This window comes from Streptomyces longisporoflavus (genome assembly GCF_014649775.1).
In the GTDB taxonomy this organism is placed as follows: domain Bacteria; phylum Actinomycetota; class Actinomycetes; order Streptomycetales; family Streptomycetaceae; genus Streptomyces; species Streptomyces longisporoflavus.
This window is the reverse complement of the sequence record NZ_BMTR01000015.1, coordinates 112133-126743: the sequence shown is the minus strand read 5'-3', so window position 1 is coordinate 126743 and position 14611 is coordinate 112133. Positions and strand designations below refer to the sequence as shown.

Genomic DNA, 14611 nt, shown 5'->3' with positions numbered 1-14611 from the left:
GTTCCGCCCCTCCTAGTCGGGGAGATCCTGCGTCATGGCCGTCGATGAGCTCGACACCCGGATTCTGCGGCTCCTTCTGGAGCAGCCCCGTACCAGCGTGCGGGAGTATGCGCGGGTGCTCGGGGTTGCCCGGGGGACTTTGCAGGCTCGGCTCGATCGGTTGGAGCGGGACGGGGTCATCACCGGGACCGGGCCGTCGCTTTCGGCTGCCGCGCTCGGGCATCCGGTGCTCGCCTTCGTGCACATCGAGGTCACGCAGGGGCATCTGGACGAAGTGGGCGACGCGCTTGCCGCCGTGCCGGAGATCATCGAGGCGTTCTCGATCACCGGTGGCGGTGATCTGCTGACCCGCGTCGTCGCCCGGGACAACGGACATCTGGAGGATGTCGTCCAGCAGCTGATCCAGATGCCGGGCGTGGTCCGTACCCGTACGGAGATGGCCCTGCGCGAGCGTGTCCCGCACCGCCTGCTTCCGCTCGTCGAGTCGATCGGCCGGGCCGCCGCCGCCCCTCAGCAGCGGTGATCTGCGGCTTTGGCATGCTTGACGGCATGAGCGACCTCGGCGGCATCTCCGTCATCTTCGATCTCGACGGCACTCTCGTGGACAGCGAGCCGAACTACTACGGGGCCTCGCGCGAGCTGCTCGCCGAGCACGGGGTCGAGTACACCTGGGCCGAGAACGAGCGGTACGTCGGGATCGGCACCCGGGAGACCCTCGCCACCTGGAAGGACCGGTACGGCATCGGCGTACCGGTGGCGGAACTGCTCACCGAGCTCGACCGGCGCTATCTCGCCCTGGCCCGCGCCGACACCCACGTCTTCCCTCAGATGCGCAAGTTCGTCGAGCGGCTGCACGGGGCCGGAGTGCCGATGGCCGTGGCCTCCGGGTCGTCCCGCGCCGCCATCGAGGCGATCCTCTCCGGCACCGGGCTCGACGCGTTCCTGACCACGGTCGTCTCGGCCGACGAGGTCGCGCACGGCAAGCCCGCACCGGACGTCTTCCTGGCCGCGGCCGCGCTCCTCGGCGCGGACCCGGCCGACTGCGTCGTCCTGGAGGACGCCGCTCCGGGGGCGGCGGCGGCGCACGCGGCGGGCATGCGCTGCATCGCGATCCCCTACGTCACCGCCCACGCGGACGCGGAGGCCTTCGCGTCGGCGGGCCTGTTGCTGCGGGGCGGCCAGGCCGATTTCACGGCGCGGGCCGCCTGGGACCATCTGGCCTCGCTCACCCGCCGGCAGTCGTGAGCCACGCAGGCCGGCCACGGGAGATCAGCGGTCGGGACCGATTCCGAGCAGGTGCAGGAACATGGCGGTCACGTCGCGCACGGCCGCGTCGTACCCGCTCGGGTCACTCGCCGTGAGACGGGCGAACTGGATGCTCATGCCGCCGACCGCCCGGGCCACGGCGAGCGGATCGGCGACCGGAGCGGCCCTGCCCTCGGCCGCGAGACGGCGGATGTAGCGCGCGGAGCGGTGGATCGGGCGTTCCTGGGTCTCCTGCCACACGGCGCGCACGTCGTCGTCGGTCTGCGCCTGCTGTTCGAGGAGACGCAGGAGCGGCAGATGCCGGGCGTACGCGGCGATGAACGCTGCGGTGGACGCCCCGACGACCTCGCGGACGTCGTCCTGGTCGACACCCGGCACGTCCTGCGCGGCGAGGAACGCGTCCCGCACGCGCACCGCGAGGACGCGGAAGATCTCCTCCTTGGACGCGAAGTACACATAGAAGCCCGCCCGCGAGACCTCCGCCTCGGCGGTGATGTCGGCGATGGTCGTCGCGCCGTAGCCGCGCCGGGCGAACACGGTCTCGGCGGCGTCCAGGAGCCGCCCGCGGGCCGGAGCGTCGCTGCGGTCGCGGGCGGTGCGGGTCGCCCAGGGCTGTTGGTTGCGTGCCACGCGGCGAGCTTATTGACGTTGACGCCAATGTCAATGAGCATGGCGGCGCCAGACTTCCGGAGGACTTCAGGAGGGCTCCATGGGTTCCGCCGCCGTACTCGTCGCCAATCGCGGGGAGATCGCCGTCCGCGTCCTGCAGGCCGCCGCGGCGGCCGGCCTGCGTACGGTCGCCGTGTACGCCGAGGACGACGCCGCCGCGCGGCATGTGCGACTGGCCGACGAGGCGCAGCCGTTGGGCGGGGCGGGTCCCGCCGCCTACCTGGACGGGGACGCGCTGCTCGCCGCGGCCCGGCGCTCCGGGTGCGAACTGGTGCACCCCGGATACGGCTTCCTGAGCGAGGACGCCGACTTCGCGGCGCGCTGCGCGGAAGCCGGGCTGCGGTTCGTGGGCCCCTCCCCCGAGGTGATCGGCCTGTTCGGCGACAAGGCACGCGCGCGTGAGCTCGCCGTACGCCTGGGCGTACCCGTCCTGGCGGGCACCGACGGTGCCACGACCCTCGCCGGGGCCGCCGAGTTCCTGGCCGGGCTCGGCCCGTCGGGCTCGGTGATGGTGAAGGCCGTCGGTGGCGGCGGCGGGCGCGGCATGCGGGCCGTGCTGCACCCGGACGACCTGGCGGACGCCTGGGAGCGCTGCCGCTCGGAGGCCTTGCAGGGCTTCGGGCGCGCGGAGCTCTACGCGGAGGAACTCCTGGTCGGCGCCCGGCACATCGAGGTGCAGATCCTGGGCGACACGACCGGCGAGGTCACCCATCTCTGGGAGCGGGACTGCAGCGCCCAGCGCCGCCACCAGAAGCTCGTCGAGATCGCTCCGGCGCCCGGCCTGTCCGCGGCCATGCGGGAGGAACTTGTCTCCGCGGCGCTTCGCATGGCCCGCGAGTGCGGCTTCGCGGGGCTCGGCACCTTCGAATTCCTGGTCACGGACGAGGAGTTCCACTTCATCGAGGCGAACCCGCGCCTCCAGGTGGAGCACACGGTGACCGAGGAGGTGACGGGCGTCGACCTCGTGGTGGCACAACTCCGCCTGGCCGCGGGCGACTCGCTCGTGTCGCTGGGCCTCTCGGGCCCGCCGCCCGAGCCGCGCGGCTACGCGCTCCAGGCGCGCGTCAACGCCGAGACCCCGACCGCCGACGGCACCGCGCTCCCCTCCACGGGCACGCTCACCCGCTTCGACCTGCCGACGGGCCCCGGGGTGCGGGTGGACACCGCGGCGCGCAACGGCTCGGAGATCGGGGCGCGTTACGACTCGCTGCTCGCGAAGGTCATCACGCACGTCCCCCACGGGGACTTCGCGGCGGTCTGCGAACGCGCGTCCCGCGCCCTCGCGGACTTCACCGTCGAAGGCGTACGCACCGGAATTCCGCTGCTCCGCGCGCTTCTCGCCCACCCCGGCTTCACCGCGGGCGGAGCACACACGGGCTTCGTGGCCGAGCACATCGCGGAGTTGCTGCCCGATGAACCGCAGCTGCCGCGGGCGGTGCCGGGCGACGCGACGATCGCCGCCCCCATGACCGGGACCGTCGTCACCGTCGACGTCGCGGTGGGCGAACAGGTCGTGGCGGGGCAGCAGTTGCTCGTACTCGAAGCGATGAAGATGGAGCACGTCCTGCGCGCGGACGCCTCCGGCACCGTGACCGCCGTGCACGCGCGCGTGGGTGACACCACGGCGGAGGGCCGCCCCTTGGTGACGGTCGACGCGTCGACGGCGGACGAGGCCGCCGCGGCGCACGTCGAGACGGCCGTGGACCCGGACGCCGTCCGCCCCGACCTGGCCGAAGTCCGGGCCCGGCACGCCTTCGGCCTGGACGAGCACCGCCCCGAGGCCGTCGCCAAGCGCCACCGCATCGGGCGTCGCACCGCACGCGAGAACATCCGGGACCTGTGCGACGACGGCACGTTCACCGAGTACGGCGCGCTCGCCGTCGCCGCCCAGCGCCGTCGCCGCTCCCTGGACGACCTGATCGCCTCGACGCCCGCCGACGGCATGGTCACCGGCACCGGCCGCATCGGCGGCGTGCGATGCGTGGCGATGTCGTACGACTACACCGTGCTCGCCGGCACCCAGGGCGTGCGCAACCACCGCAAGACGGACCGGCTGCTCCAGCTGGCCGGGGAACGGCGGCTGCCCGTCGTGCTGTTCGCCGAGGGCGGCGGCGGGCGCCCGGGAGACACCGACACGGCGTCGGTCGCCGGTCTCGACGTGCCGACGTTCCACCAGATGGGCCGCCTGAGCGGGCAGGTCCCGCTGGTGGGCATCGCGTCGGGGCGCTGCTTCGCGGGCAACGCCGCCCTGCTCGGCTGCTGCGACGTGGTCATCGCGACGCCGGAGGCCAGCATCGGAATGGGCGGGCCGGCGATGATCGAGGGCGGCGGTCTCGGCGTGTACCGCCCCGAAGAGGTCGGCCCGCTCTCCGTCCAGGTGCCGAACGGGGTCGTGGACATCGCGGTGGAGAACGAGGCCGAAGCGGTGCGGGTGGCACGGCAGTACCTCGCCTACTTCTCGTACGGCCAAGGGGACGAAGGCTCGTACGGTCAAGGGGACGCAGGCGGCTGGGAGGCCGCTGACCAGCGACTGCTGCGGCACGCGGTGCCGGAGAACCGGCGCCGTGCCTATGACGTGCGGGCCGCGATCGAGGGCATCGCCGACACGGACTCGGTCCTGGAGCTGCGGCGCGGTTTCGGTACGGGCATCGTCACGGCGCTCGTGCGTGTCGAGGGGCGGCCGATGGGGCTGCTCGCCAACAATCCCGGTCATCTGGGCGGGGCGATCGACCGCGACGCGGCGGACAAGGCGGAGCGCTTCCTGCGGCTGTGCGACGCGTTCGGGCTTCCGGTCGTCTCGCTCTGCGACACGCCGGGCTTCATGGTGGGCCCGGACGCCGAACGGACCGCGACCGTACGGCACTTCTCCCGCCTCTTCGTGACCGGCGCCCAGCTGCGCGTCCCGCTGGTGAGCCTGGTTCTCCGCAAGGCGTACGGGCTCGGCGCGATGGCCATGATGGGCGGCTCCACGCGTGCGCCCGTGGCCACGGCGGCGTGGCCGAGCGGCGAGTTCGGCGGGATGGGCCTCGAGGGCGCCGTCCGTCTGGGCTACCGCAAGGAGCTTGCCGCGATCGCCGATCCCGCTGAACGGCAGCAGGCGTTCGAGGCCCGAGTCGCCGAGCTGTACGAACACGGCAAGGCGGTGAACGCCGCGGCGGCCCTTGAGATCGACGCGGTCATCGACCCGGCGGAGTCGCGGAGTTGGATACTGGCGGCGCTGGAGGACGCGGCGGGCCGCTGATCCCGGCGGCCCGTGGCCCGGCCGGTGCGGTGCCGGGCGGTGACCCCGGCGACCGAGGCCCCGCCGCCCGGTACGGCCGCTCAGCACATGACCCTCGGCCCCTCAGCCCTTCAGCCCCTCAATACATGATCCCCACGAGCCCGTCCCCCTGTTCCGCGCAGACGAGCCCGCCCGCGCAGCAGGCGCCCCAGCTGCCGGCTCCGGGCCCCAGGAGGGTCACCCGTTCCCAGTGCTCCGCGGTCGGCGTGGCCCGCGAGAGCCGCAGGCCAAGCTCGTCCACCCCCATCTCGGCGAGCGGCGGCGCGTCCGGCGCCGCGGCGACGCCGGGCAGAACGGCGACGATCTCCGCGGCGGGGTAGCCGAACAGGTCGATGTCGTCCCAGGCCACCGGGATCGCCTCGGGCCCGTCCGTCCGGGCCCGCGCCTGGATCTCCACGCGGGCGAGGCGTTCCGTGGCCCCGGGGCCACCACCGCCGAACCCCAGGACGACCCCGTCGAGTTCGGCGTCGAAGCTCCACTCCGGTTCGTAGAGGAGGCCGCCGAGCCAGGCGTCGTGCGCGTGCCGAAGCTCCGCGTACTGGCCCAGGGTCAGCCCCATGCACTGACGGTGGTGCGTGACCCGGTCGGGAGGCAGCAGCTCGAGGACCTCACCGGGGGTCATCCCGAACTTCAACAGCCCCGCGCCGCCCGGCAGTTCCACGCCGACTTCTCGCAACAACTCCAACATTGCACCATTGTTCACCCGTTGACCCGGGTGGCAAGGGTGCTGACGGGATCACCCGGAATCCGCCGCGCGGACGGCGGTCAGGACTGGGGCCGGCTGCCGTGGTTGGCCGCGTTCTTACGGCGTGCCTTCTTCTTCCGGCGTCGCTTCGATGACACGGGCTTCCCCTCTCACCAGGTTGACCGCGGGATGACGGCGAGTTGACCGCGAGTCGACCGCAGATGGCATTTGTGACGTTTTCTACGGTTCCACACCACTCCCCGACCGGCGACTGGATCACCCGAGGCCGGTGCAAACAAACTGTTCACAACGAAGCATTGACAACATGAAGTGTGCCGCAGATGCTGATTCCCATGCCCGCCACTCCGCAGCAGCCCCAGCCCCAGCCCCAGCCCGACGAAACCGACCCCTTCAGCCCCACGCACCCCGACCAGGTGCGCGCGGGTCGTGCCCCCGCCTCCCTCTTCCGCATCGCCGAACGGCACGCCGCCACCCCCGAACAGCGGCACAGGCAGGTGCACGCCACGATGGTGCTCCCCCACGAGGCGGTACGGCTCGTGACGTTCCTGATGACCGGGATCGCGGACCGCGCGGAAGACGAGCCGGAGGTGGACCAGGCGGACATCACCGCGGCCCTGACGCTCGTGCCGACGGCACGCGCGGATATGGACGACGTGGAGGCCGCCCTCCTGAAGATGGCGCGCGGGCGCGGCATGACCTGGCCGGAGATCGCCTTCGGCCTCGGCCTCGGCACTCCGCAGGCGGCCCGGCAGCGCTACGAACGGCTGATCGGCCGTACGACCACCGACCCGGAAGCCGGCACTCCGGCCGAGTAGGACGCCTCACGCCCCCGCATGCCGCAGCCACACATAGCTGACCGGCTGCGGGGCGTTCCACTCCGCGGCCAGAGCGGGATCGACGGGCACGAACCCGGCCCCGCGATAGCAGCGCAGGGCGGCGGCGTTCCCCGGATGGACGCGCATGAAGATCTCGGTGTAGCCGACCCGCAGGGCGAGACCGGCAAGGCCGCGCACCAGGCTCCGGCCGACGCCCCGCCCACGGGCATCGGGCGCCACGATGATGCGGGCGAGTTCCGCCTCGTCCTCCTCCTCGTCGCACCACACCTCCCCGTACGCGAGAAGCCGCTCCCCCTGCACGAGGACGTGGCCCCGCACGTCCTCGCCCAGCTGCCATCCCGCGACGACCCGCGCGGGCACGGGAAATTCCCGCAGGCCGCACCACAGGGCCACCTCGTCGGCGGAGGCCGGCCAGCTCGCCACGGTGGCCGCGTCCGCTGCCACGGCGAAGGGTCGTAGCTCCATGTACGATCGCTCCTTGCCATGCAGATGAATGCCAACTACACCAGTCTCGTCGCCGTCGGCGACTCCTTCACCGAGGGCATGTCGGACCTGCTGCCCGACGGCACCTATCGCGGCTGGGCCGATCTGCTCGCCGCCCGGATGGCTGCCGTCTCCCCCGGTTTCCGGTACGCGAACCTCGCGGTGCGCGGGAAACTCATCGGGCAGATCGTCGCCGAGCAGGTGGACGTCGCGGCCGCCATGCAGCCCGACGTGATCACCCTGGTGGGCGGCCTCAACGACACGCTGCGCCCCAAGTGCGACATGGGCCGCGTACGCGACCTCCTGGAGGAGGCGGTCGAGCGCCTCGCCCCCGCCTGCAAGCAGTTGGTCCTGATGCACAGCCCCGGCCGGAACGGCCCCGTGTTCCAGCGTTTCCGCCCCCGCATGGAAGAACTCTTCGTCCACATCGACGACTTGGCGGCGCGCCACGGAGCCACGGTCGTGGACCTGTACGGGTCGGCCGTCCTCGGCGATCAGCGCATGTGGGACGTGGACCGGCTGCACCTGACGGCCGAGGGCCACCGCAGGGTCGCCGAAGCCGTGTGGCAGTCCCTCGGCTACGACCCCGAGGACGACTGGAACGCCGTGCTCCCGGCCACCGCACCGCCGAACTGGGCGGCGCGACGCGTGGCCGACGTCCGCTTCGCCCGGCAGCACCTGGTCCCGTGGATAGGCCGCCGCCTCACGGGCCGCTCTTCCGGGGACGGCCTGCCGGCCAAGCGGCCGGAACTGCTGCCGTACGAGGACCCGCGCACCTGAGCGCGAGGGCCCCTCGCGCTCGGGCACGCCCTACGTACTCTCCCTGGCCGTGTCGGCGAACTCGGCAAGGCCGCGGGCCAGGGCCTCCATGCCGCGGTCGAACGCCTGCACGTGCTCGGCGGGGACCGCGGACGGGGCGGGGCCCGCGCTCCACCGCAGGACGAGCATCAGCGGTTCGGCCACCAGGTCCGAGGTCCGCACCGCCTGCCGGTAGACCCGGCGGGGTCCGGCCAGCATCAGTACCGCGTGCTTCGTGATGAGCTCGCGGTACCGGGCGTCGATGTCGGCGGCGCGGGCCCGCGCGGTCGCGGCATCGAGGGGCTCGTACGGATCGGCCGGATGCGGCCGTGAGCGCCGGCCGAGGTCGACGAGGTCCACACGGATCTGTGCCAGCAGGGTGAGATAGGCGAGGCACGCTTCCTGCCGCGCCTTGCTCTTGTTCAGACGCGACGCGGACGACGCCGTGACGAGCGCCGCCGCCCCGGTGGCGATCGCCCCCACGGCGGCGCCGAGTATGGCCGCCAGTCCCTGATCCATCCCTCGCCCACCCCCGCCGCATCAGGCGTCACAGCATAGATCGGCCGTGCGCGGGCCCCGGGGTCCTTGCGGGGGTCCCTGGTCCTCCTCTCGTCCTCAGTCCTCCCTCGTCCTCAGTCCTCCACCTCGTCCTCGAAGTGCAGGGCGATCGACTGCAGTACGTCCGCCGATGTCACGTCGGTGCGCCCCTCGTCGTGGGCCTCGGCGAGCTGGGCGAAGGAAAAGGCGAAGGCCGAGGTGATCTGCTCGATGACGGGACTCAGTTCCCGGCCCACCACCTCGGCGACCTCGATCGGGGAGGCGTCCGCCGGGATCTCGATGCGCGGCAGCATCTCCTCGAGCATCGTGCCCACCGCGCCGCTGGGTTCGACTTCGCCGTCCGGGTTCTCCCGCACCTGTCGGCGCATCTCGATCGCTTCGGTCAGGATGCCGACGACTCTTTGGATGATCTCGCGCTGCTCCATGCTCGAAGCCTAGACGCACGTGGATCACCAGGAGTTGCGGCACAGCGGGGGCGGGCACCCGGGCGTCCCCTGGACGATGCTCCAATGCCCCGGGCCCCGCGGACTGTAGGGACGGTCAAAGGCCAGGTCGGACGGCAGGTAAACTCCGTGCACGTGACTGCCGCGCCTGCAAAGCCCCGTATCCCGAACGTCCTCGCCGGGCGTTATGCCTCCGTCGAGCTCGCCACCCTCTGGTCGCCCGAGCAGAAGGTCAAGCTGGAGCGTCAGCTCTGGCTCGCCGTCCTGCGGGCGCAGAAGGACCTGGGAATCGAGGTTCCGGACGCCGCCATCGCCGACTACGAGCGGGTCATCGACGACGTCGACCTCGCGTCGATCGCCGAGCGCGAGAAGGTCACGCGGCACGACGTCAAGGCCCGCATCGAGGAGTTCAACGCGCTCGCCGGGCACGAGCAGGTCCACAAGGGCATGACCTCCCGCGACCTGACCGAGAACGTGGAGCAGCTGCAGGTCCGCCTCTCCCTGGAGCTGGTGCGCGACCGCACCGTCGCGGTCCTCGCGCGCCTCGGGAAGCTGTCGGGCGAGTACGCAGAGCTGGTCATGGCCGGGCGCTCGCACAACGTCGCAGCGCAGGCGACGACCCTCGGCAAGCGCTTCGCGACGACCGCCGACGAACTGCTCGTCGCCTACCGCCGCGTCGACGACCTGCTGCGCCGCTACCCCCTGCGCGGCATCAAGGGCCCCGTCGGCACGGCCCAGGACATGCTCGACCTGCTCGGCGGCGACGCCGACAAGCTCACCGATCTCGAGCAGCGCATCGCCGGGCACCTCGGCTTCGACCGCGCCTTCACCTCGGTCGGCCAGGTCTACCCGCGCTCCCTGGACTACGAGGTCGTCACCGCCCTGGTGCAGCTCGCCTCCGGCCCCTCGTCGCTGGCCAAGACGATCCGTCTGATGGCCGGGCACGAGCTCGTCACCGAGGGCTTCAAGCCGGGTCAGGTCGGCTCGTCCGCGATGCCGCACAAGATGAACACCCGCTCTTGCGAGCGCGTCAACGGCCTCACGGTCATCCTGCGCGGCTACGCGTCGATGACCGGCGAGCTCGCGGGCGACCAGTGGAACGAGGGCGACGTCTCCTGCTCGGTCGTGCGCCGTGTCGCCCTGCCCGACGCGTTCTTCGCGCTCGACGGGCTCCTGGAGACGTTCCTGACCGTCCTCGACGAGTTCGGCGCCTTCCCGGCCGTCGTCGCTCGTGAGCTGGACCGCTACCTCCCCTTCCTCGCCACGACCAAGGTCCTGATGGCCTCGGTGCGGGCGGGCGTCGGCCGCGAGGAGGCGCACGAGGCCATCAAGGAGAACGCCGTCGCCGCCGCCCTCGCCATGCGCGAGCAGGGCGCCGAGCGCAACGAACTCCTCGACAAGCTCGCCGCCGACTCCCGGATTCCGCTGGAGCGCGCCGAGCTCGACGAGCTCATGGCCGACAAGCTGTCCTTCACGGGCGCGGCGGGCGACCAGGTCTCCGCCGTCGTCGCGCAGATCGAGGCCGTGCTCAAGGAGCACCCCGAGGCCGCTTCCTACGCGCCGGGGGCGATTCTTTAGGACTCTCGGCGGGGGCTTCCCTTTCTGCGGGCGCGTCGTGGCTTGTCGCGCGGTTCCCCGCGCCCCTTCGGGGCGCTCGCCCGCAACACCGCAAAGGTCAGCGCCGCCAGTGCCACCGCGGCGAGGACGCCCTTGGAATACAGGCTCACCAGGTCGGTGACCTGGTGCCAGCGTGCGCCGAGCGCGTGGCCGATCAGGATGAACACGGCGTTCCAGATGAGGCTGCCCGCGGTCGTCAGGGCGAGGAAGACGGGCAGCCGCATCCGCTCGACGCCCGCCGGGACCGAGATCATGCTGCGGAAGACCGGGATCATCCGGCCGAAGAAGACCGCCTTGGTGCCGTGCCGGGCGAACCACTCTTCCGTGCGCTGGATGTCGGACGCCTTCACCAGCGGCAGGCGGGCGGCGATGGCGAGGGTGCGTTCCCGGCCGAGCAGCGCGCCGACCGCGTAGAGCGCGAGCGCGCCGATCACGGAGCCCGCCGTGGTCCAGAACAGCGCCGCGAGGAGGCTGAACTTGCCCTGGCTCGCGGCGAACCCGGCGAGCGGCAGGATCACCTCGCTGGGCAGCGGCGGGAAGAGGTTCTCCAGGGCGATGGCCGCTCCGGCGCCGACGGCGCCGAGCGTGTCCATGAGGTCGGTGGCCCAGCCCGCGACACCGCTGGCGGGTTCTTCGCCTGCGGCGGTGGCTTCGTGCGCCGAGTTGAGGATCATGCTCCCGACGGTACGAAGCGGCGGTGCCGCAGCGGTATGAGGGGGGCCACAGACGTCGTGTGCGGTGGACCGCAGGGCGGCGTTGTGGTTTTCCGCAGTCCCCGCGTCCCGGCCCCCGGGCTAGCGTGATCGATCATGCGTACGCATCTACAGCGCTGGCTCCGGGTGACGGCCGGCGTACTCGCCGGCGCCGTCACCGCGGTCATCGAGCTGGCCTTCGCCCTGGTGGCCGGGGTGTGGCTGCTCGCCACGCTCGGGCGGCGCACCGGGCGCGGCGCCGAGGCCCGCATCGAGGCCGGTGCCCGCCGGCTCGCCGAACTGGAGCGGCGCCGTATGGCCGCCTTCTTCGGCACGGAGCTCGCGGCGGCACCCACCGGTCGCCCCGCCGTGAACTACATCGCGTCGCGCTGGTCCTTCGGCCTGCTCGGCGGGGTGGTGCTCGCCTGCGCGCTGCTCGGGGCGGGTTACGCCTCGCTCGCGGTCTGGGGCTGGTTCGTCGCCGACATCCGCGCCCCCGGCACCCTGATCCTCTCCTCGATCGCCGGCCTCTTCCTGCTCTACCTGTGCGTTCAGGGAACGTACGGCGTCGCGCTCGCCGACGAACGGCACGCACGCCGCTTCCTCGGCCCGAACGACGGGCAGCTCATGGAGCGCAGGATCGGTGAACTCGTCGCCAGCCGCGCCGGGGTCGTGGAGGCCGTGCACGACGAGCGGCGCCGCGTCGAACGCGATCTGCACGACGGCGTCCAGCAGCGCATCGTCGCCCTCGGCATGCTCCTCGGCCGGGCCCGTCGCGCCGCCGATCCGCAGAAGTCGGCCCGGCTCCTCGCGCAGGCCCACGAGGAGACGCAGCAGGCCCTCGTCGAGCTGCGCGACGTCGCCTGGCGCGTCTACCCCGCCGCGCTCGACGAAGGCGGGCTCGCGGCCGCCCTGGAGACGGTCGCCGAGCGCGCCTCGATCCCCGTACGGCTCGACTGCGACCTGCGGGAAACCCCGCCCCCGACCGCGCAGGCCGTGGCGTACTTCGTCGCCGCCGAGGCCGTCACCAACGCCGTCAAGCACTCCGGCGCCACCCTCGTCACCGTCCGCGCCGAGCGGCGCGGCGCCGTGCTGCACCTGCGCGTCGAGGACGACGGGCAGGGCGGCGCCGATCCGTCCGGCGGCGGTCTGCTCGGGCTCGCCCGGCGCGTGGCCGCCCTGGACGGCACCCTCACCGTGGCCAGCCCCGCCGGAGGGCCCACTCTCATATCCGCGGAGCTGCCATGCGCGTAATGCTCGCCGACGACTCGACGCTGCTGCGGGAGGGCCTGGCCCGGCTGCTCGCGGACGAGGGGCACACCGTCACCGCCTCGGTCGGTGACGCGCGGGCCCTGCTCGCCGCCGTGGCGGACGATCCGCCGGACGCCGCCGTGATCGACGTGCGCATGCCGCCCACGCACACCGACGAGGGCTTGCGGGCCGCCCTGGAGATCCGGGCGAAGTGGCCGCGGACGAGCGTGCTCGTCCTTTCGCAGTACGTCGAACGCCGTTACGCGACCGAGCTGTTGACCACCGCCACCGAGGGCGTCGGCTATCTGCTCAAGGACCGGGTCGTCCAGGTCGACGAGTTCCTGGACGCCCTTGAGCGGGTCGCCTCGGGCCAGACGGCCTTCGACCCGGAAGTCGTACGGCAGTTGCTGACCCTCAGCAGCCACACGGACCCGCTCAAGGGACTGACGCCGCGGGAGCGCGAGGTGCTCGGCAAGATGGCGCAGGGGCACACCAACGCGGCGATCGCCGAGCAGTTGTACGTCTCGCGGAGTGCCGTCGAGAAGTACATCGCCGCGATCTTCGACAAGCTGGGACTGGCCGGGACGACCGGCTACAGCCGCCGCGTGCTCGCCGTCCTGCGCTATCTCGGCTCCTGAGGGGCGCGGGCCCCGGGGGTTACAGGCCGACGTCCCTGCTGCGGAAGTCCTCCAGGGACTCGCGCCGCACCAGGAGCCGCGCGTGCCCGTCCGCGACGGCCACCACGGGCGGGCGTCCGACGAGGTTGTAGCCGGACGCCATCGAGAGGTGGTAGGCACCGGCCACCGGCACGCCCAGGATGTCTCCCGGCCGTACGTCGCCCGGCAGTTCGACGTCGGAGGCGAGCACGTCGCCCGCCTCGCAGTGCCGCCCGACGACCGTCACCGGCGCGGGCGGCGTCGTGGAGCGGCGGCCGATCAGGCGCGGCGCGTACCGCACGCCGTACAGCGCGGGCCGCGGGTTGTCGCTCATCCCGCCGTCCACGGCGACGAAGGTGCGTCCGCCGGTGCGTTTGACGGCGAGCACGCGGTAGAGGGCGACCCCGGCGGGGCCCGCGATGGCGCGGCCCGGTTCGACGAGCAGCTTGGGCACGGCGAGTCCGGCCGCCGCGCAGCTCTCCGTCAGCGCGGCGCGCACCTTGCGGGCGAGCGCGGTGATGTCGAGGGCCGGTTCGCCGGGGCGGTAGGCGATGCCGTGGCCGCCGCCGAGGTCCAGTTCGGGGAGGATGACGCCGTGCTGCTCCTTGACGCGGGCCATCAGGCCGACCAACCGGCGTACGGCGGCCAGGAACGGCTTCTCGGTGGTGATCTGCGAGCCCAAGTGGCAGTGCAGGCCGGTCAGTTCGAGGCCTGGCTGGCCGAGGACACGGGCGATGGCGTGCTGCGCGGAGCCGTCGGCGATCGACAGACCGAACTTCTGGTCGTCGGTCCCGGTGCGGATCTTGGCGTGGCCGCCCGCCGCGATGCCCGGCACCACCCGGACCAGCACCTTCTGTCGGCTGCCCGGCGGCACGGCCGCCGCGAGCCGCGCGATCTCCGACGCGCTGTCGATGACGATGCGCCCGACACCGAGCCGCAGCGCGGCATTCAGGTCCTGCGGGCTCTTGGCGTTGCCGTGCAGGATGACGCGCTCGGCGGGGAAGCCCGTGGTCACCGCGAGTTCCAGCTCTCCCGCCGAGCAGACGTCGAGCCCGAGCCCTTCCTCGGCGACCCAGTGGGCCATCGCCCGGCACAGGAAGGCCTTGGCGGCGTAGTGCACCTCGGCGCCGGGGAAGGCGTGCAGGTAGGTGCGGCAGCGTGTGCGTACGTCGTCCTCGTCGATGAGGTAGGCCGGGGTACCGAAGCGTCCGGCGATCTCGGTGAGCGGTACGCCGCCGACGGCGAGGTCGCCGTGGGCGAGCCGCGCGGTGGTCGCGGGCCAGACGGACAGGTCGTCGTCGGCGGTGGCGCCCGGCGCCAGGGGTTCGTGCAGGGTGGTCATGGCAGGTTCTCTCT

The 14611-nt window shown here is 72.5% G+C and carries 16 protein-coding genes; 8 read left to right on the top strand and 8 right to left on the bottom strand.

Translation table 11 applies throughout. The features are described 5' to 3' along the window. The first annotated feature begins 34 nt into the window (after positions 1–34). A complete protein-coding gene (locus tag IE226_RS28465) occupies positions 35–523 on the top strand; it encodes an Lrp/AsnC family transcriptional regulator (RefSeq protein ID WP_190084269.1) in 489 nt (162 codons plus the stop codon). Between the two features lie 26 nt (positions 524–549). Then, positions 550–1245 (top strand): HAD family hydrolase, encoded by a 696-nt coding sequence (locus tag IE226_RS28460; RefSeq protein ID WP_190084268.1) that lies wholly within the window; start codon positions 550–552, stop codon positions 1243–1245. Positions 1246–1269: 24 nt separating this feature from the next. Here IE226_RS28460 and IE226_RS28455 read toward each other — a convergent pair whose 3' ends face one another. Beyond that, positions 1270–1896 carry a TetR/AcrR family transcriptional regulator gene (locus tag IE226_RS28455; protein WP_190084267.1) on the bottom strand — a complete coding sequence of 209 codons (627 nt, stop codon included), beginning with the start codon at positions 1894–1896 and terminating at the stop codon, positions 1270–1272. 79 nt (positions 1897–1975) lie between these two features. On the opposite strand from IE226_RS28455, the gene IE226_RS28450 reads away from it, so the two are divergent. Further along, on the top strand, positions 1976–5176 hold the full coding sequence (locus tag IE226_RS28450) for a carboxyl transferase domain-containing protein (protein ID WP_190084266.1): 3201 nt from the start codon (positions 1976–1978) through the stop codon (positions 5174–5176). 118 nt (positions 5177–5294) lie between these two features. On the opposite strand, the gene IE226_RS28445 is transcribed toward IE226_RS28450, so the two are convergent. Next, entirely contained in the window at positions 5295–5903 is a 609-nt protein-coding gene (locus tag IE226_RS28445) for a hypothetical protein (RefSeq protein ID WP_190084265.1), read from the bottom strand. Between the two features lie 77 nt (positions 5904–5980). After that, entirely contained in the window at positions 5981–6058 is a 78-nt protein-coding gene (locus IE226_RS45535; RefSeq protein WP_472980334.1) for a 50S ribosomal protein bL37, read from the bottom strand. Between the two features lie 195 nt (positions 6059–6253). Here IE226_RS45535 and IE226_RS28440 point away from each other — a divergent pair, with 195 nt between their 5' ends. After that, complete coding sequence (locus IE226_RS28440) at positions 6254–6736, top strand: DNA-binding protein (RefSeq protein ID WP_190084264.1); 483 nt, start codon at positions 6254–6256, stop codon at positions 6734–6736. A 6-nt stretch (positions 6737–6742) separates the two neighbouring features. Here IE226_RS28440 and IE226_RS28435 read toward each other — a convergent pair whose 3' ends face one another. Continuing rightward, positions 6743–7222 carry a GNAT family N-acetyltransferase gene (locus IE226_RS28435; RefSeq protein WP_190084263.1) on the bottom strand — a complete coding sequence of 160 codons (480 nt, stop codon included), beginning with the start codon at positions 7220–7222 and terminating at the stop codon, positions 6743–6745. An 18-nt stretch (positions 7223–7240) separates the two neighbouring features. On the opposite strand from IE226_RS28435, the gene IE226_RS28430 reads away from it, so the two are divergent. Beyond that, on the top strand, positions 7241–8020 hold the full coding sequence (locus IE226_RS28430; protein ID WP_190084262.1) for an SGNH/GDSL hydrolase family protein: 780 nt from the start codon (positions 7241–7243) through the stop codon (positions 8018–8020). Between the two features lie 30 nt (positions 8021–8050). Here the strand turns inward: IE226_RS28430 and IE226_RS28425 are convergent, their stop codons facing one another. Together IE226_RS28425 and IE226_RS28420 are read right to left on the bottom strand one after the other, a co-directional pair. Then, complete coding sequence (locus IE226_RS28425; protein WP_190084261.1) at positions 8051–8557, bottom strand: hypothetical protein; 507 nt, start codon at positions 8555–8557, stop codon at positions 8051–8053. 113 nt (positions 8558–8670) lie between these two features. Continuing rightward, positions 8671–9021 (bottom strand): hypothetical protein, encoded by a 351-nt coding sequence (locus IE226_RS28420; RefSeq protein WP_190084260.1) that lies wholly within the window; start codon positions 9019–9021, stop codon positions 8671–8673. 153 nt (positions 9022–9174) lie between these two features. Between IE226_RS28420 and purB the strand changes: the two genes are divergently transcribed. Then, positions 9175–10617, top strand: a complete 1443-nt coding sequence (purB, locus tag IE226_RS28415) for an adenylosuccinate lyase (RefSeq protein ID WP_190084259.1) — start codon at positions 9175–9177, stop codon at positions 10615–10617. On the opposite strand, the gene IE226_RS28410 is transcribed toward purB, so the two are convergent. Next, positions 10614–11330, bottom strand: coding sequence for a DedA family protein (locus tag IE226_RS28410; RefSeq protein WP_190084258.1), 717 nt, complete (start codon positions 11328–11330; stop codon positions 10614–10616). The two genes, purB and IE226_RS28410, sit on opposite strands and share 4 nt — an antisense overlap. A 135-nt stretch (positions 11331–11465) precedes the next feature. On the opposite strand from IE226_RS28410, the gene IE226_RS28405 reads away from it, so the two are divergent. After that, entirely contained in the window at positions 11466–12602 is a 1137-nt protein-coding gene (locus IE226_RS28405; RefSeq protein WP_190084257.1) for a sensor histidine kinase, read from the top strand. After that, positions 12602–13237, top strand: a complete 636-nt coding sequence (locus IE226_RS28400; protein ID WP_229871596.1) for a response regulator transcription factor — start codon at positions 12602–12604, stop codon at positions 13235–13237. The genes IE226_RS28405 and IE226_RS28400 overlap by 1 nt, the downstream gene beginning before the upstream one ends. Before the next feature lie 19 nt (positions 13238–13256). Here IE226_RS28400 and lysA read toward each other — a convergent pair whose 3' ends face one another. Continuing rightward, complete coding sequence (gene lysA / locus IE226_RS28395; RefSeq protein WP_190084255.1) at positions 13257–14597, bottom strand: diaminopimelate decarboxylase; 1341 nt, start codon at positions 14595–14597, stop codon at positions 13257–13259. Between the last annotated feature and the right edge of the window lie 14 nt (positions 14598–14611).